The organism is Oleiphilus sp. HI0125, assembly GCF_001635355.1.
Genome location: NZ_LWGF01001421.1, coordinates 1 through 19108, shown reverse-complemented (window position 1 = coordinate 19108; position 19108 = coordinate 1). Strand labels below are relative to the sequence as shown.

Below are 19108 nucleotides of genomic sequence, written 5' to 3'. Positions count from 1 at the left end.
GCGCCTCTTTCTAAAATCAACGCCAAAAAAGTAGTGAAACACAACGATGGATAAAACCTACCAACCTAGTGAAATTGAACAAACTTGGTATCAAAAATGGGAAGACGAAGGCTTCTTCAAACCAAGTGGTGAAGGCACGCCATATTCAATCATGATCCCCCCACCGAACGTCACTGGCAGCCTCCACATGGGGCACGCGTTTCAAGACAGCATCATGGATGCCTTAATTCGCTATCATCGAATGAAAGGCAACAACACGCTATGGCAAGTTGGTACTGACCACGCGGGTATCGCGACTCAAATGGTTGTTGAGAGAAAATTAGCCGCTGAAGAAGATAAAACTCGACACGACCTAGGTCGTGAAGCATTTCTCGATAAAATTTGGGAATGGAAGGAAGAATCAGGTGGCACCATCACACGTCAACTTCGTCGTCTAGGAGCCTCTGTCGATTGGGATCACGAACGCTTTACGATGGATGACGGCTTCTATAAAGCTGTTCAAGAAGTATTTGTTCGTTTGTACAAAGACGATCTTATTTATCGCGGCAAGCGCCTTGTTAACTGGGACCCAAAACTACACACCGCTATTTCTGATCTGGAAGTCGAGAACAAAGAAAAACAGGGCAATATGTGGCATCTTCGGTATCCACTTGCAGACGGTGAAACAACAAGCGAAGGCAAAGATTACATCGTTGTTGCTACCACTCGACCCGAAACGATGCTTGGGGATACAGGTGTTGCGGTAAACCCTGAAGACCCTCGCTACAAAGCGTTGATCGGAAAAGAAATCATTCTTCCATTAGTCGGTCGTCGCATCCCGATTGTCGGAGACGAACATGCAGACATGGAAAAAGGCACAGGCTGCGTAAAGATTACTCCTGCACACGACTTTAACGATAATGAGGTCGGCAAGCGATGCTCGCTTCCAATGATCAATGTCATGAACAAGAACGGTGAAATTCTTGATCAAGCAGAAGTGTATGATGTGTCAGGCCAAGCCATCACCGACATTGACGTAACAATTCCTAGCGAATTCCAAGGTCTCGAGCGTTTCGCTGCGCGAAAAGCAATCGTTGCTGCTTTTGACGAAGCTGGATTATTAGACAAGATCGACGACCACACGCTAACAATTCCTTATGGCGACCGATCTGGCGTCGTGATAGAGCCGCTGCTTACCGATCAGTGGTTCGTTCGTGCCGGCCCGCTAGCTGAGCCAGCGATTAAAGCTGTAGAAGATGGCGACATTCAATTCGTACCTAAGCAATACGAAAACATGTACTTCTCATGGATGCGCGACATTCAAGACTGGTGTATCTCACGCCAGCTATGGTGGGGACACCGTATTCCAGCATGGTATGACAATGAAGGTAATGTCTATGTTGCACGCACAGAAGAAGAAGCGCGTGCGCATAACAACATTTCTGATGATGTAGCCTTATCACAAGATGAAGATGTTCTAGACACATGGTTCTCATCAGCACTTTGGACATTCGGCACACTTGGCTGGCCTGAAGCAACTGAGCGCTTAAAGACCTTCCATCCAACAGATGTACTAGTCACCGGTTTTGACATTATTTTCTTCTGGGTCGCTAGAATGATCACGATGACAATGCATTTCATCAAAGATGACGATGGCAAAGCGCAAGTACCATTTAAATATGTGTACGTTACCGGCCTTATTCGCGATGAAAACGGCGACAAAATGTCAAAGTCTAAGGGTAACGTACTAGACCCTCTCGACATGATTGATGGCATCGATTTAGAGTCACTCGTCGAAAAACGCACTGGTAACATGATGCAGCCGCAGCTTGCTCAAAAAATCGAGAAGCGCACGCGAAAAACTTTCGCGGATGGTATTTCAGCGCACGGCACTGACGCATTGCGATTCACCCTATACTCACTCGCTTCAACTGGCCGCGACATCAATTGGGACATGAAGCGCTTAGAAGGCTACCGTAACTTCTGTAACAAGATTTGGAATGCTGCACGTTATGTTCTAATGAATACAGAAGAGCACGATTGCGCGCAGAATCATGATAATTACGAGTTAAGTATCGCAGACAAGTGGATCATCTCTCGCCTTCAACAAACTGAAGCGACTATTGAAAAAGCCGTTAGTGAATTCCGTTTAGATCTCGCATCACAAACGCTTTACGACTTTATTTGGAATGAATACTGTGACTGGTATCTTGAGCTTTCTAAGCCGATCTTAAATGACGAGAATAGCTCTGCTGAGCTTCTTGCTGGTACGCGCCGCACTCTCGTTCGTGTACTTGAAGCAATCTTGCGCTTGTCACACCCATTCATGCCATATATTACAGAAGAAATTTGGCAGCGCATTGCGCCACTTGCTGGAAAATCTGGCGAAACCATCATGACGCAAGCCTATCCTGTTTGTGATCAAAGCAAGATCGACGAAGCAACCATTGCTGATATTGATTGGGTCAAAGGTGTCATCGTTGGCTTGCGTAATATTCGCGGCGAAATGGACATCTCTCCAGCCAAAGCAATACCAGCGTTGATCCATAACGGCAACGACGAAGATAAACGCCGTTTCGAAGAAAATGGCGCACTAATCAAATCACTCGCCAAACTTGAATCCTTAGATTGGGTTGATGGCGAAGAACTGCCAATGTGCGCAACACAGTTGGTTGGCAAAATGGAAGTACTTGTACCAATGGCAGGCTTGATTAACGTTGAAGCGGAGCTTGCGCGCTTGAAGAAAGAAGCAGGTAAAGCGGAAGGAGAAATCAAACGCTTACAAGGAAAACTTGGCAATGAAAAATTCGTCGCCAACGCGCCTGCTGACGTTGTAGAAAAAGAAAAAGAAAAGCTTGCTGCAGCCGAGCAAAGCTTAGCGACGCTAAGCGAGCAAATGGAAAAAATCGCATCGATGTAATTCGATGCGGTTTACCTCGTTTTAGTAGATTCTGTCAGCACGATGATCGCAATTGTTGGTGCCGGTGCCATAGGTCAAATGTGGGCCTATAAACTGGGTGCGGACAACTGCGTTTTTCTCGATACCAGACCGAATGGAACCAGTAAAACGATCAACATTACTGTTCAAGATCAACAAGTTACCAATGAGCTAACTGTTCGCCAGCACAATCTACAGACACTCAAAGAAACTAAGCTCTACATCGAAGCAGTATTAATCTGCACCAAAAGTCATGCTGCTTGTTCAACAGCACATGCTCTGGACACTAATCTACTGAAAGCTATTCCTTTCGTTCTTTTCCAAAATGGGATGGGAAGCCAACATGAGATCGTTGAAGGGATTCAGCATCGCCCTATCTACGCAGCAAGTACTACTAGTGGCGCCAATATAGAGAAGCCAAATAGACTCGTTCTAGCTGGTGAAGGTACAACCCATTGCGGCCCTTTAAATAAGCACGCTTCACAACATGATGACTGGCCGTCATCACTAGCAAAAATAAGCTCTCACGCAGACTATAAGCACAATATTAAATCTACTTTGCAGCGTAAATTACTCATCAATTGCGGCATTAACGCGTTCACTGCGATCGAGAATTGTTCCAACGGCCAAATACGATCAACTCAAAGTTTCCAACAGTATTGGCCTTCACTGATTGACGAGTTGAGCGGACTTTCAAATATCTATAAGTTAGAACTGACTAAAACCAATATAGTCGAAATGATCTTATCTGTTTGTGAAACGACCGCTGCTAATATCAGCTCTACCCTTCAAGACGTCCGGCAAGGAAAGAACACCGAGATTAACGACATTAACGGTTTTGCGGCCAAACAATTAATAGCATCAGGTTTGTCAGCAACAACGAACACAATGCTAACGGAGCGCGTAAATGCACTTAGGAATTGACCTAGGCGGAACAAAAACCGAAATCATGGTATTAAACGCTGATAACAAGGCCGTCTACAACAAGCGCGTTGCGAGCCCACAAGGCGATTACACAAAAACATTGACCAATCTCTCCTCACTTATCCTCGAAGCAGAGAAATCACTCGGACAGAGGTGCACGATAGGAATTGGGATCCCTGGCAGCATATCGCCAACTTCAGGCTTGGTGCAAAACGCTAACTCAACCTGGCTAATTGGCAACAACCTTAAACAAGACCTCGAGTGTAGCATTGGTCGACCTGTCGCTTTAGCAAATGATGCTGATTGTTTCACGCTCAGCGAAGCATCAGATGGAGCAGCGAAAGATCAAACCTGTGTTTTTGGTGTAATACTCGGAACTGGAGTGGGTGGTGGAATCTGCATCAATCAACACATTCTGGTAGGCCCAAATGCGATTACAGGAGAATGGGGCCATAACGTCATGCCAGCACCCCTGCAAACTAATTCTAATGCTGCCCAATGCTATTGCGGAAAAACACATTGCATAGAAACCTACCTCAGCGGCCCAGCATTCGTTAGACGCACTATAGAAACAACCGGAGCGGAGGCCTCTTCAGTACAAGAACTTTTAAAGCTAAGTACTGAAGACACACAGATTAAAGATGCATTTGAACGTTACTACGAAGGATTAGCGTATGCTTTAGCCCAAGTCGTTAACGTCTTAGACCCCAATGCAATTGTTCTTGGAGGAGGACTAAGCAATCTTCGTGATCTGTATATCGAGGTTCCTAAACGCATTAAAAAATATGTATTTTCAGAACAATTTGAAACACCAATACAACCCGCAAAATATGGCGATGCAAGTGGCGTAAGGGGCGCGGCTTGGCTAGGAAGATAGCTCGAAGCTAGATCATTGAGAAATAGCGATTCCAATCAAACATAGGTCCTGGGTCTGTTTTTCTTTCTGGCGCAATATCACTATGACCAACAATATTATCTTTCGAAACTATTGGGTACTCATCCATTAGTGCACGCGTTAAGTGAACTAAAGACTCGTATTGCGCATCAGTAAAAGCATCATCATCCTGCCCTTCAAGCTCAACACCAATGGAATAATCGTTACAGTTTTCCCGACCACAGAATGTGGACACACCAGCATGCCAAGCGCGATCTAAACACGACACAAACTGCGTAACACGCCCATCACGTCGAATATAAAAATGAGCCGATACTTCCACTCCACGAATTTCATCGAAAAAAGGATGCATATCGTGGTCGAGGCGATTGAGAAAAAAGTCATCCACCTCATTACCACCATAAACGCCGGGCGGGAGACTAATGTTATGAATGACCAATAAAGACGGCTCAGAGCCATCAGGACGTTGATTGAAATTTGGTGAATCAAGGCGACGAACTTGCGTTAGCCACCCTTCATTTACGGTCATATTGATAAAACCATTATTAAAAGCTTTATCAGTAAGCTTATATCAAGAACGAAGATTTGTGATGATGGATTCAAGCGCGCGATCAAATAACAAGCCATCGTTCAACGCGACGAGCTGGCCTTCACATAAATCTTTAGCAAGCTCATCTTTGTACTTCTCGTGAACCTTCACACCAGCTCGATTTACAAAAATGTGCTTACCCGTTGATTTAATAATCGCGGCAAGCTTACAGCGCTCTTTATTGTCACCACCGCCAAACTCAAACCAACATCCAACTACAAAGCGCTCGACTTGTTGAACAAAAGGGTTGTCTGGCGCTAACTCGGGCGCGCGAGTTTCGGCTTGCTGGTCAACCAGTACGATACTTTCCTGTTTTTTGGGGAGCTTTTCGTTTTCTGCTTCAATTGCCGCGCGTTTCTCATTAGCCTGCTCGCATGCCTCTTGTAATTGTTTGAAATCATCTTCGAGCTCTAAAGTTGAACGTACTAGATCGCTTACTTCATCACTCTGTTCTGAAAAATCATCTTGCAGGAGTTCACTAGCTTCTTGCTGGTCAACCTCCCCCACTGGCGCAATTTCACTCAAATCAATTTGTTGCTGGAGAGCTTGAAGCGACAATACGTGCTGATCCTCTAGACCTGACAGAAGTCTTTTTGCCAAAGTATCGTCTAAAGCAACCTCGTCAAACCCTAAACGAACACGCTTAACGAGTGATGGAATCATTTTAAGAAGTTTAGCTCTCGCATCTTGCTCTGAAGGATCTGGACATAAGGACCAAACCAGTTCATTTACAATTGCTTTAGCCCCATTCCAAGCTTCGCTTTGCTCTCCCTCGCGCAGAAGTTTAAAGACCAACACTTTACTCCACGCATCGCGTAGTAGTTCAACACCAAGATCCGGAACTGACTTCCCTTCAATCGCCTCGTTGATAACATCTTGCGCCGCTTGGCGCGCATCGTTAGCTGCAGCTTTACCACGCTCAGAGTCTCTAGTACGCTGTTCAACTAACAGGCCTCGTTTTCTTTCCGAATCAACGAAGCTTTCAAAGTCACTCAATAAACCGTCGAACATAGACACGTCTTGCTCGAAGCCGTTAATAATTTGCTCTACGATACCCTCAAGCTTTTCTTTAAAGCGATCACGCCTTCCTTCACGCGGCGCATTCCAACCAATCGCTGAAGACGCGATTTCATTAAGAAGCTTACGTGCAGGATGCCCACCTTTGTTAAAGAAACTGTCATCGATCAACGCCACTTTCAAAATAGGTATCTGCAGTCGTGAAATGATGGCTTTCATTTCAGGCTGCAATTGACGATCTTCAAGAATGAATTCAAATAGCATCGACACAAGGTTGATCATGTCAGCATCGAGACTTTCATAAGCCTTTCCAACCGCTCCAGCGCTCTGATCTCTTAGCAAAGCAGCAAAATCAATGGCTTGATTCTCTCCAACGAACGACCCAGCTTGCTCTAAGCTAAGTGACTGAGCGCGAGATAAAATCGCAACTAACTCGTTTTGTGAAATAACTGGTGCAGCTGAGGCTGAGGAAGAGCTGGCATGCAATCCTGAAACCGGCGTATTACCCTGAATAGGCTGACCTTGAGGATGCAGAAGTTGACGTAATGCGTCTAGATTAACTCCACTATTGCCTGCATCCGCATACTCAGGCGCTTCAACTCCCGAGCCGATGCTTGAATTTGGTGAGAAGGCTGTGCCATTCGAAGAAGGAACGGAGCTTTGCTGTACAGATCGGTTTGTCTGCCTTACTTTAAATTCAGGCAATACTCCATCGTTAATAAGACTTTGATTTACATCAACATACAATTTCGGCAAAGCAACAAGAACATAACGTTCAAAAAGCTTAAACAAGGTCAGCTTAACACGAATATTCGCTTCTAAGCTTTTGCACGCATCCACAAAACCTTCACACAAAGCTTCTGGCGCGAGCGGTATATTTCGATCTTCACATTCGCTCGTGTTCCACAGCACTTTCATACGCGCTTTTAATGCTGAAAGGTCTTCAGACGAACCAGACCGGACTCGTTGCACCATTCCTTCGATCGCTACATCGAACTCTAAACTTTCATCATCCACTAAACTGAGCGAATCGATGGATGGAGCATCTTCGCTAACTTTCGGGTCAGCTTCCTTTTTAGATGGATGCTGAAAAGACTTAACCGCGGCACTTAGCGTTGATAGTACAATTTGTTTTTTCTGGAGACGAAGCTCCCGCATCGCCTCAAAATACAACGATTGATCATTATTACTTTCAGCCTTGTCAGCCATAGCAAACAAAGCATCATCCGCGTTATTAAACAGCTCAATCAAGGCAGCACGAATTTGCTCCTTGCCAATATCCCTAATTTTCACAAGCTCTTTTGGCAATGGAACACCGGCCGCTCCTCGAGGGGCCTTAACTCCATGAATACCAACTACTTTAGCGCTCGCCATAAAACTGTTCCGATAATTTAAACAAAATGAAGATGCTGGAGCGTCAATTTATCAACGCACAATATAAGTATATAGCGTCATTTTATAATCGCCTGTGACAATATGTTGCAAAGCGAATTAGTTCACATAGATAGAGAATTTAAATAACTCCGGCACACTCATCCTACAGATAGATTATTTTTCAAGAGTCCTTATAATGCGGCGTCCAACCAATGTGAGAGCACCCCATATGATTGAGCAAAGCACCATAGCTGAGGCCATTAAATCGAATGTTTCGCTAGCATTAAGTGAAGATATTGGCTCAGGCGACATAACCGCCATGCTCATTCCAGAAAACCAACGCGCAACAGCCACCGTCATAACTAGAGAGACCGCCATTTTGTGCGGCATAGATTGGGCTAATGCTGTATTTGAAGCCGTAGACTCATCACTAAAGGTGACTTGGCATTATTCAGAGGGAGACTCACTCGAGGCAAATCAAACTTTTCTGAGTCTAGAAGGAAATGCTCGCTCAATTTTGACAGCAGAGCGATGCGCCTTAAATTTCGTCCAAACTATGTCTGCGACCGCTACACTCGCAAACAACTATCATCAACTGGTAAAGCATACCGACGTAAAGATTCTTGATACACGAAAAACGCTTCCTGGACTACGTATTGCGCAGAAACACGCAGTAGCCGTTGGCGGTTGCACTAATCATCGCGTCGGCTTATACGACGCATTTCTAATTAAGGAAAACCACATCATTGCCTGCGGCTCCATTGAAAATGCGGTTTCCAACGCTCACACAATCGCACCCGGAAAACCCGTCGAAGTAGAAGTTGAGTCTCTCGACGAACTCAAACAAGCTCTTGATGCAGGCGCAGATATCATCATGCTTGATAACTTTAGTCTCGACATGATGCGCAAAAGCGTTGAGCTTTCTCGCGGACGAGCCAAGCTAGAAGCTTCAGGCAACGTAACCGACAAGACGCTCGTACCCATCGCTGAAACGGGCGTCGATTATATTTCTATCGGCGCACTAACGAAGAATGTTAAAGCGATTGATTTATCGATGCGCTTCCAACATCAAGAATAACGGTCGCACCAGTAACAAACCGTTACAGTTTGCACGCAATCTCACATAGCGAAACACAGATTAACGACTAGAGTTCTACACCTCAAAACCAAGACCACATTGATCGCTGAAAACATTGATTTCAGCTCATGCTAGGGAAAGACGTGTTTAAGCTCAAGCCGTTGATAAACAAAGATAATATCCCCTTTATGCGCTCATGGCTGACGCAATCGGATAGTCATCACTACACGTTAATTGTTGTTCTTTTCTTTACACTCCATTTAGCCCTAGCAAACCAACCACAAACACTAAGTATTGAGTCATTAACATGGCTATTAGGCGCTCTAGCTGTAGGACTCACCTACACATTCGGCTTCACAGGGCTAGTGCTAGCTCTCAGTGCAAACACCTTCACACAACATATCACGAGTTACCCTATTGGACTGACAGGTCTTCTAGCTACATCAATCTATTTAACGACCTTGTCATTATCTATTTTGCTCCCTTACTACAAGCACGAAAACGAAAAACTAAGTGACAGAATACTCGGAGATAGCACCGAAACAATTCAATTTATTGTACTGGCATTTATTGCATCAACACTCAGTGTTGGCCTGTACACTCTAACAATAAAAATCGGCGCCGACATACACTCAGACCTACTTGCCACATACATGCGACAGACAGTTAGCTCTGCAATGATGATTACTTGCCTATGCCCCGCACTCACAATATGGAAATACAAACGAAAATGGCCTAGCTTACCTTCGGATCCGAAAGAGTATGCCGCTTGGAGTGTTTGCCTGATTGTAATCAGCCTACTCAGCTTATCTTTCACGAGAGAATGGTTAGCACTTTGCGCGTTACTACTAATATGGGCTGTGGTCAGATTTAGCTGGTTCGGTGTGTGCTTGGCTCTGGGTATCACAACTCTATTTATTGCACCTATGCAAACGAACTCAACCTATGAGGCTCAATCAGTCTCAAGTTGGATCACGCACAATATTGAGCTAATCGCTTGGTACGCACTCAGCGCGATAGTTCTTTATCTAGCATCACTACTTGCAGACCAACGAAAAACTGAAAAAAATCTAGAACAACGCGTTATCGAGCGAACCCAAGCATTAGATGAAGCAAATCAAGAACTTCGCCAAGAAATAAGAACGCGCTTTGCAACCGAGGACGAGCTAAAGAAATCGAACAAACGTTACCGCGCACTCATCGAAACCGCAGGCATTCCAGTCATTGTTATTAACGATAATTATCTCATTGAACACTGGAATTCGGCTTGCGAAGCGGTCAGCGGATATCGATATGAAGCAGTGTTGGGCAAAGATTTCCTACGACTCTGCATTCCAAGCGAACAACATGAATCCCTAATCTGGCGCCTCAACAAAGCAGCTGCCAGCTCAACGAATCAAGAAAACGTAGAAACAAAGCTGTTCACTGCACAACAATCAAAACGATCAATGCTGTGGAATATTAACTTCATATCCGACGAAAACTTGGAAGAACATGGCCAGTTTTTACTCATTGGGCAAGATATATCAAACATTAAAGAAACACAGAACCAACTACACTACCTTGCTCACTTTGACACACTAACTGGCGCCGCTAACCGGCGATTATTTGAAGACCGCTGCAAACAAGGCATAGAAACGGCGAAGCGCTATAACACCCAACTAGCTTTAATTAGCATCGATATCGATCACTTTAAAAAGATAAACGACACACTCGGTCATGATATTGGCGACGCACTATTGATAGAGCTAGTCGAACGTCTTACGCAGGGCATGCGCAAAGAAGACACCATCGCACGCCTCGGCGGAGATGAATTTGCAATACTACTATCGAATATTTCGGGTCAAGACGGCGCTGAGCTCGTCGGCCGCAATCTAATCGAACACATCACAAAGCCTATAGAAGTAAAAAACAATGAGCTAATTATCACCTCAAGCCTAGGGATTACACTTTTCCCCGACGATGGTGACAGCTATGAAAAACTACTCAAAAATGCCGACATGGCGATGTATAAAGCAAAAAATGCGGGTAGAAATAACATTCAATTTTATAACGAAGAAATGAACAAAGAGATGCAACGACAATGCGAAATTGAACAAGCATTGCGGACTGCCATCAACACAAATCAATTTGAGCTTTATTATCAGCCCATTATCGACATCAATAATGGAGAGATCGTTGCACTTGAGGCGCTCACCCGATGGAATCACCCGAGCAAAGGAATATTACTTCCGGATGACTTTTTAAGCATTGCGGATCAAACAGGACTATTGCAGATCATTGGAAAATGGGCATTTAACCAATTATGCATTGAAGCAAAATCAATCGAGAAAGCTTGTGGTAAACAACTTTCTTATGCGTTCAATCTTACTCGCAAACAATACAACCACCCTAGTCTGCTGAATATGCTTAAAGGAGCCTGCATAGAGCACAGCTTTAATCCCAATCGTCTAATACTAGAGCTGTCAGAGAACACTCTTGCTCAATCTAGTAGCGACACCATTAAACAACTCAAAACACTCAAGAGTTTCGGTTGTGTCATTACTATTGATGGCTTTGGCGCGAACTCATCATCGCTAACGCAGCTCGACAGTCTCCCCATCGATATGATCAAACTCGATCGACAAACCGTAGCGAGTTGCCTGCACAACAAAAAGAACAAACTTGTTATTGAATCTTTGCTCGCGATTGCCAAACAACTTGGCATAAAGAGCTTTGCATCCGGCGTGGAAAACCTGTCGCAAGAATCATTTTTGCAGAGAAATCACTGCCAATACGTGCAAGGGTTTATGTATTCGGAGGCGCTACCTGCCGAACACCTTATTGCCTTGCTGCTAAACAACGCCCGTGAGAAAGAATTACATTCGGGAGATCAAATAGCATTACCACTCGGGATCACAGAACTATAAGACGCCCTTTAAGCGTCCTGTAGCTCACCAACAATCTCTTCATGCAATGCCAAGAATTGTTCAGTCAAACCGTGCTTAGGTGCAAAATAGACCAGCGGCTTATTATTTTGATGGGACTCTTTCATTTTTACGCTGGCTGATAATTTAACATCGAGAACAGGCAATCCCTCTTCAACCAACTCTTCAACCAACTTCCTAGGTAGGCTTGCTCTTGGCTGAAACTGATTCACAACAATTCCCTCTATTTTAAGTGAATCATTATGATCTTCCTGGATATCCTGAATTTCACCCATGATTTGGTAGAGCGCTTTGCGAGAGAAGTCATCACAATCGAAAGGTATCAAAACACGATCTGCAGCAATGAGCGCCGATCGGGTATAAAAATTTAATGCTGGCGCAGTGTCGATGTAAATATCATCGAAGAAAGACTCCATTTCTCTTAATGCCGTCTTTAATTTATAAATCTTGTGCTTTGCTTCTAATTTACGCTCTAGAAACTCCAACTCAGGATGTGAAGGCATTACCGATAAATTATCGTAAGGGCTTTGATGAACAAACTCGCTCGCATCTTTATTGAAAAGATTAAACGACAAGGTCTGCTCAAAAAAATCTGCGACGGTGTGTTTCAATTCACTTGAGGAGACGCCCAACAAGTAATGCGTAGAGTTGCCCTGAGTATCAAGGTCAACCACTAACGTACGACGCCCCTTGGATGCGCTAATTGCAGCCAAGTTACATGTGATACTAGATTTACCAACACCACCTTTTTGATTAAACACCACTCGAATCACTGTCGCTTCTCCTTAAACTTTGACGAGGACACTCTCACCAGCCCAACACCTTTTTTACAAACGGAACTGTAATACTTCGCTTTTCAAGCAATTGGGCATGATCCAACTTATCTAGAACCTCCAATAATGCGCCTAAACTACGAGAACTTCTAGCATATATGTAGCTCAGCACATCATCAGACAGACTAATACCACGTTGCTCGGCATATTGAGATATAGCGGCCTTCTTTTCAAAGTCACTCAACACTTCAATTTTTTGTGTCATTCCAGAACTTAATCGCGACACTAAATCCTTAAGCGAAAAAGATAAATGACCAGGGACATCGCAGGCACTAACCACCAAAGTATTGCCGGCATCTCGAAAGTGATTAAACAAACTAAACAAAGCAAACTCAAAATCTGAGTCACCGCTAAACCACTCTATCCCGTCAACAACAAGAAAATTGAATTCTTTTAGAAATTCCAAATAGCCTAAGAACTCTTCACCCGACATGGTTTGGCGTACATCCTGACCACATACAAAATAGGCGTTCATACCTTTTTCTTTTGCAACACTATATGCCGCAGAACATAAATGCGTTTTCCCGCTATCTTTGGCGCCAACTAAGTACAGAAAAGGGACCGCCTGATCGAAGAGTAAATGATTCAAACGATGGGGAATATTCAGTTCAGCAGGAGATACAAAATTACTAAATGACAGTTCTTTCTTAAACCCTAGCCCTAATAACAACTGACTCGATTTATCAGCGCTCACTATCTACACCTTTATTAAGAGCGAACTTGGCTTCTTTAACCCATAGATAAATGTAATGGATACCACTCAGAAACGTGATAATGGACACACTCGCGATACCTACATCAATATAAGACTCATTCAAAAGGTAGCCTGACAAATACAGAAGCATAATCGCCGCAAAGGCAATTTGAATAAACGTACACGCCTTACCTAAATAAGATGGCTTCACGTCGTAATGCGCAATCCTGAAATGAAAAAACAAAGCACCACAAACCAATAACAAATCTCTTCCAAATACTAAAATGAATAGCCACATAGGAATATATTTCAGCCATGCCAAAATGATAAAAGTTGAGACCAACAGCAACTTATCGGCTAAGGGGTCTGCAATCGCACCAAAACGAGAGTGCCAACCAAACTGTCGAGCCACAAAGCCATCAACGCCATCCGACACGCCAGCTATAGCAAACAACAACAAGGCCAAGTCATATCGACCTTGAAGAAAATACAACGCAAAAGGGATAACAAGAAATATACGCAATAGCGTCAATAAGTTTGGTATTTGACGCAACACTTATTTGAGACCTATTGAAGTCGGCCATTGATAATAAAGCTGAGGCTGAATAGAGGTTGCCAACACATTACCTGACGATGATGGAGCAGACTCTTCTTTTAAAATACCTGCAAGTGCTAGCTGCTGTACAAATTGATCTTCACTTGCGCGCAACTCGAGGTCCAACAAAAGATCACTGCCATACAAGGCTCCGAGCTGAACGTTAGTGACAGTCGATAAGCTACCCAAATGCTCAACGACTTTTACATAATCTAAGAATGTTTGCACATTACTAACAGAGATACGCAAATATTGATCTTGCTCGCTCGCTTTTATCGCGTAGCGAGAAGAAAGGTTTGAAGCGATCTCTTGGTTGACCAGCCCAAACAGCGCAGAATAATCCGCTGCACGAAAGCGCCCTTCTATTTCAACACCATTCTCCCGAAAGGCGTATTTAGCATCTAAGCCTTCCTCTGCCTCAAATACACGCATTTGTAATACGGCATCGTGCGGGTAGCGCTTACCAGCTTCGCTGACTGAACTGTCAAACAAGCCCCAAAGACCTGCCATATCTATCGCATTCTGATCACTTAAATCACCGACCGGTAAAAAAGAGACCAAGCCATACTCAGAAGCTGACTCCATAAAACTCGTTTCTAATTGCGGTAAATCAGATGTCAGCAATTGTCTTTCATAGCCCCTTTGCACAACCACCCAGCTTAAAATGGATGGCCTCAAGCTTCCCCAAATCGCAACATTGCTTGCCCTCAATGCTTTCAAAATAGCTTGATCAGCAAAATTTACAGTCAGCAGAAATTGTTTCTCAGGTGCAGACGCGGGAAAATCTAGCTTAAGGCTCTTTTCAACTTCAGTCTCGCCCTCACCTTCCGCCTGATCACTTAGCACAGGCGAAAAGTCTGGATTCGCTCTATAACTAAAACTCAGCACATAACGCTGAGCCTGAGAAATAATTGGAGATAGTTCAGGATTATCTTGAACAGAAGCACCTGTAAGCTTGCCAAGTACCTGCTCCATTGCGACTGGAAATGCTTCGTCTCTTTCAGAAGCATCCTGTGATTCGACCTGAACGACAGCATAGAAGAGCTGGACGCGCTCCGCCGCCACCGCAAAATCAACGCAAGTAAATACCAGAAGAAAAATAGATGTAAACCTAAGCAAGGAGCGTGATTCCGAGGTGAATAATTAGAATTAGCGTCATAATATTAGCCCTTTCCCGATATGACAATAACTGAAACAAATAAGCTGAATAAATTAGTTAGCCCCCTTTAAAGCCAAACACGTATGGAATCCCCTTAATCCTACCTGTAAACTCTCGACCTTTGATCACACACGTGCGAGTTCCCTTCATAATGTCTGAGAAATCCCTAAGTTATAAAGACGCTGGCGTTGATATTGATGCTGGAAATCAATTAGTAGATAGAATCAAAAACGTTGCAAAGAAAACTACCCGTCCAGGGGTTTTAGGCGGGCTAGGTGGATTTGGCGCCTTGTTTGAAGTTCCCAAGAACTACAAAGAGCCAGTGCTCATTTCGGGCACAGATGGCGTTGGAACTAAATTACGCTTGGCCATGGATCTCAATAAGCACGATAGCATCGGTATCGATTTAGTTGCTATGTGTGTCAACGATCTTATCGTAGCTGGCGCAGAGCCTCTATTCTTCTTAGATTACTATGCAACAGGAAAACTGAACATAGATGTAGCTGAGCAAGTAGTCAATGGTATCGGTGAAGGCTGTTTACAGTCAGGCTGCGCACTTGTTGGCGGTGAAACCGCAGAGATGCCCGGCATGTATCACGGTGATGATTACGACTTAGCAGGATTCTGCGTAGGCGTTGCCGAAAAATCACAACTCATAGATGGCTCAAATGTTCGCCAAGGTGATGCACTTATCGGCCTCGCTTCAAGTGGCCCACACTCTAATGGATACTCGCTTATCCGCAAGATCATTGAAGTATCTGGCGCAGACGTTTCAGCGCAGTTAGATGATGGCCAAGTCATTGCCGACGCATTGATGCAACCAACGCGCATATACGTGAAGAATTTGCTTTCACTTATCTCAGACTTGCAAGTAAATGCCCTATCGCACATCACCGGCGGCGGCTTACTAGAAAACATCCCACGCGTGTTGCCCGACAGCTGTAAAGCCGTCATTAATAGCTCTTCATGGGAGCTTCCGCCAATCTTTCAGTGGCTGCAAGCCAACGGTAACGTTGATGCGACCGAAATGTATCGAACCTTCAACTGCGGTGTGGGTATGGTGGTTTGCGTACCTCAAGATCAAGCCGACGCGGCAGTCAACAAGCTCAATGAACTAGGCGAACAAGCTTGGTTAATTGGTCTAATTGAAGACAAAAGTGACGACGAAGAAGCCGTTGAATTAAGAGGCTAAGAAAAAATGGAAGCGGAACCAGCACCTCTACCAAAAGCTGTCGTCCTTATATCTGGAAATGGTTCAAATCTTCAAGCCATTATTGATGCATCAAGCTCTGGCGAACTCCCTTTAGACATCTGCGCCGTTATCTCGAACGTGCCAGATGTAAAGGGACTAGAACGCGCGGCAGATGCAGAAATCAAAACGCATGTAATTGAGCACAAAAAATATCCTCAACGAGAATTATTTGACGTACAGTTGATTCGCCAAATAAACGAATACCAGCCGGATATAGTCATACTTGCCGGCTTTATGCGCATTTTGAGCAAAGATTTTGTAAACCAATATCTGGGCAAACTTGTAAATATTCACCCGTCGCTACTTCCTCTTTATCCTGGACTTAACACGCACAAAAGAGCGCTAGAAAATCAGGATGCTGAGCATGGCGTCACAGTGCATTATGTTGTCCCAGAACTAGATGCGGGGCCGAATATCATTCAAGCTAAGGTTGACGTTTCTGCAACAGAGACTCAAGAATCGCTTGCAAAAAAAGTTCAAGAACAAGAGCACATTATTTACCCAATTGCACTAAAATGGATGGCAGAGGGTCGCTTGTCACTTGACGGAAACAATGTATACCTCGACTCTCAGGAAATCCCAGGTTCGGGCTTAATATTGGATAACAAGCGCACACTGCATTAAATACAAATAGCTGAAGATTAAAGGGAGTTGGTATGAAACAGTTCATTTGCGTATTAACGAACCTAATAGCATTGTCATGCTATGCAGAAACGACCTCCCTCTCATCCCATCAGTTAGTCCCACATAAAGCCCATTATGAAGCGCACATTGATCACGGATTATCGCTCAGCGGGACAGCAACGAGAGAGCTACGCAAATTAGAGAATGACGCCTGGCTTTACACGTTCTATGTCGACACGCTACCGGCAACAATCCATGAACAATCGACCTTTTCTATCACTGATCAAATGATCACTCCCTCTTTGTATAGCTACGCCCTCGAAGGAACATTCATAAAAAACCGCTATCAACGTGTTGAATTTTTTGACGACACGAAAATCAAAGAACGCTACAAGAAAAAAGAATGGACTTACACTAACGCAGGACCAACCTTAGATCGATTAAGCTACCAACTTCAAATACAGCTCGACAATGCATTTTCAAACGCCGACGAATTTGACTATCAAGTCGCTCATAAAGGCAGCATCAGGAAATATCGTTTTAAAGCAATTGGAGAGCAAACAATTGAAACTAAGATTGGCACAAAGACAGCGACGATAATCGAAAAGGTTCGTGAAGGAGAAGCCCAGAGAGAAACAAAGTTCTGGATCGATACAGAATCACCATATGCCCTTTTGAAGTTCATTCAAACAGAGTCAGATGGCGAGAAGTACGAAATCAACATCACGCGTTTAGAAACAAACTAAGCGCAGCTATTTTTTAGTCTACTGGCTCGATGTAATCAATCATTAATTGAACGCTCCGTCGCCCCCTAAATTCATTGATTGAAGGACGAAATACTAAACGAATATTAGTGAGATCTTCCGAGCAATAGGGGCTTGAAAACTGAATAGCATCGAATAGCTCGCCACCTTCAAACTCAACAACAAGCTTTAGGTGTTTCTCTTTTAATACGCGCTTCTGCACAACCCTTACTTGTGCATCGAAACAAGGCTCTGGAAACTTTTGCCCCCACGGCCCTGCACGTTCAATTTGCTCGACATTTGAAATTGTCAGCGCTGCTGGATCGAGCTCACCATCCGTATAAATGATCGCCTCAAGATCCTCTTCACCGAGCAAAGATTCAACAACATCCTGGAAAGCTGATTCAAATACACTTAATTTAGCTACCTCGATACTCATACCTGCGGCCATGGCATGACCACCGAACTTAACTAAAACGTCTGGATACTTTTTCGCAACGACATCTAAGGCATCGCGCATATGCAAACCAGGAATAGAGCGTGCAGACCCCTTCAATATATTGATCTGATCAGGGTCATCGCTCTCAGGTGCAAACGCGACAACAGGACGATGAAACTTTTCTTTCACGCGAGAAGCCAGAATACCAATCACACCTTGATGCCAGTGCTCTTCATATAGCACAAAGGCCTTTGGAGGCTGGTCTATATTGATTTGGGAAAATGCCGCATCGGCGTCTCTTCGCATATCTTCCTCAATATGCTTGCGCTCCTGATTCAAGCCATTCAAAACCTGAGCACGTTGACGCGCATCAAGCATGTCTCGCGAAAGCAAACATTCAATACCTGTCGACATATCATCTAATCGCCCCGCCGCGTTTAAACGAGGACCAACCGCAAAACCAAGATCACTTGTAACAGCTGTTTCGTAATTCCGACCTGCAACCTCAAATAACGCCAAAATACCCGGCCGTGCTTTACCCGCACGAATTCGCCGCATACCCTGCTCTACGAGGATTCGATTATAAAAATCCAGAGCAACCAAGTCAGCCACCGTACCTAATGCCACAAGATCAAGATATGCAGCCATATTTGGCTCAACAAGGTTCTTATCTTGAAACCAATTGATCGTACGGAGAGAGGCTCGTAATGCGGACATCACATAAAAAATAACACCCACACCAGCCATATTCTTAGAGGGAAAGTTGCAACCGTACTGAGCCGGATTCACAATCGCGTCTGCATCTGGAAGTTCGTCGCCAGGTAAATGGTGATCAGTGACAATAACCTTAATACCCAAGGCATGCGCGCGCGCAACACCTTCGTGACTAGATATCCCATTATCAACCGTTACTATTAGAGTAGGATTTGATTGAGCGGCCAGATCAACAATTTCAGGCGTTAGCCCATAACCAAATTTAAAGCGATCAGGAACAAGATAATCGACATTATTCGCCCCAAACTCACGCAACGCCTCGTAGGCTATGGTC

The 19108-nt window shown here is 44.2% G+C and carries 15 protein-coding genes; 8 read left to right on the top strand and 7 right to left on the bottom strand.

All coding sequences use genetic code 11. The annotated features are described in order from the left end of the window. Positions 1–46: 46 nt before the first annotated feature. Genes A3762_RS24170 through A3762_RS24160 form a run of 3 tightly spaced genes read left to right on the top strand, consistent with a single transcriptional unit; the run spans position 47 to position 4718 of the window. Positions 47–2899 (top strand): valine--tRNA ligase, encoded by a 2853-nt coding sequence (locus A3762_RS24170; RefSeq protein WP_068758014.1) that lies wholly within the window; start codon positions 47–49, stop codon positions 2897–2899. A gap of 42 nt (positions 2900–2941) precedes the next feature. Then, positions 2942–3841, top strand: a complete 900-nt coding sequence (locus A3762_RS24165; RefSeq protein ID WP_068758012.1) for a ketopantoate reductase family protein — start codon at positions 2942–2944, stop codon at positions 3839–3841. Next, complete coding sequence (locus A3762_RS24160) at positions 3825–4718, top strand: ROK family protein (RefSeq protein WP_068479417.1); 894 nt, start codon at positions 3825–3827, stop codon at positions 4716–4718. The genes A3762_RS24165 and A3762_RS24160 overlap by 17 nt, the downstream gene beginning before the upstream one ends. Before the next feature lie 7 nt (positions 4719–4725). Here A3762_RS24160 and ampD read toward each other — a convergent pair whose 3' ends face one another. Both ampD and A3762_RS24150 read right to left on the bottom strand, forming a co-directional pair. Next, positions 4726–5265 (bottom strand): 1,6-anhydro-N-acetylmuramyl-L-alanine amidase AmpD, encoded by a 540-nt coding sequence (ampD, locus tag A3762_RS24155; RefSeq protein WP_156493719.1) that lies wholly within the window; start codon positions 5263–5265, stop codon positions 4726–4728. Between the two features lie 42 nt (positions 5266–5307). Next, positions 5308–7716 carry a DUF1631 domain-containing protein gene (locus A3762_RS24150; RefSeq protein ID WP_068758010.1) on the bottom strand — a complete coding sequence of 803 codons (2409 nt, stop codon included), beginning with the start codon at positions 7714–7716 and terminating at the stop codon, positions 5308–5310. Positions 7717–7912: 196 nt separating this feature from the next. Between A3762_RS24150 and nadC the strand changes: the two genes are divergently transcribed. Beyond that, positions 7913–8794, top strand: coding sequence for a carboxylating nicotinate-nucleotide diphosphorylase (gene nadC, locus A3762_RS24145; protein WP_068758008.1), 882 nt, complete (start codon positions 7913–7915; stop codon positions 8792–8794). Between the two features lie 143 nt (positions 8795–8937). Continuing rightward, a complete protein-coding gene (locus tag A3762_RS24140; RefSeq protein ID WP_068502763.1) occupies positions 8938–11703 on the top strand; it encodes an EAL domain-containing protein in 2766 nt (921 codons plus the stop codon). An 8-nt stretch (positions 11704–11711) separates the two neighbouring features. On the opposite strand, the gene A3762_RS24135 is transcribed toward A3762_RS24140, so the two are convergent. Genes A3762_RS24135 through A3762_RS24120 form a run of 4 tightly spaced genes read right to left on the bottom strand, consistent with a single transcriptional unit; the run spans position 11712 to position 14908 of the window. Further along, positions 11712–12494 (bottom strand): ParA family protein, encoded by a 783-nt coding sequence (locus A3762_RS24135; RefSeq protein ID WP_068479408.1) that lies wholly within the window; start codon positions 12492–12494, stop codon positions 11712–11714. A 34-nt stretch (positions 12495–12528) separates the two neighbouring features. Then, on the bottom strand, positions 12529–13248 hold the full coding sequence (locus A3762_RS24130) for a DnaA ATPase domain-containing protein (protein ID WP_068474625.1): 720 nt from the start codon (positions 13246–13248) through the stop codon (positions 12529–12531). Continuing rightward, positions 13238–13804 (bottom strand): CDP-alcohol phosphatidyltransferase family protein, encoded by a 567-nt coding sequence (locus tag A3762_RS24125; protein ID WP_068479406.1) that lies wholly within the window; start codon positions 13802–13804, stop codon positions 13238–13240. Before A3762_RS24125 ends, A3762_RS24130 begins: the two co-directional genes overlap by 11 nt. Then, on the bottom strand, positions 13805–14908 hold the full coding sequence (locus A3762_RS24120; RefSeq protein ID WP_197472493.1) for a DUF2066 domain-containing protein: 1104 nt from the start codon (positions 14906–14908) through the stop codon (positions 13805–13807). A 245-nt stretch (positions 14909–15153) separates the two neighbouring features. On the opposite strand from A3762_RS24120, the gene purM reads away from it, so the two are divergent. The 3 genes from purM to A3762_RS24105 are packed head-to-tail and all read left to right on the top strand — an operon-like array spanning position 15154 to position 17624. After that, the gene (purM, locus tag A3762_RS24115; RefSeq protein WP_068758006.1) at positions 15154–16194 is read left to right on the top strand and encodes a phosphoribosylformylglycinamidine cyclo-ligase; all 1041 of its coding nucleotides are present in this window, start codon (positions 15154–15156) and stop codon (positions 16192–16194) included. Between the two features lie 6 nt (positions 16195–16200). Then, the gene (gene purN, locus A3762_RS24110; RefSeq protein WP_068479400.1) at positions 16201–16878 is read left to right on the top strand and encodes a phosphoribosylglycinamide formyltransferase; all 678 of its coding nucleotides are present in this window, start codon (positions 16201–16203) and stop codon (positions 16876–16878) included. Positions 16879–16910: 32 nt separating this feature from the next. Beyond that, a complete protein-coding gene (locus tag A3762_RS24105; protein WP_068479398.1) occupies positions 16911–17624 on the top strand; it encodes a DUF3108 domain-containing protein in 714 nt (237 codons plus the stop codon). Between the two features lie 13 nt (positions 17625–17637). Here the strand turns inward: A3762_RS24105 and recJ are convergent. Next, on the bottom strand, positions 17638–19108 hold a 1471-nt coding region (gene recJ / locus A3762_RS24100; RefSeq protein ID WP_068758005.1), incomplete at its 5' end, for a single-stranded-DNA-specific exonuclease RecJ.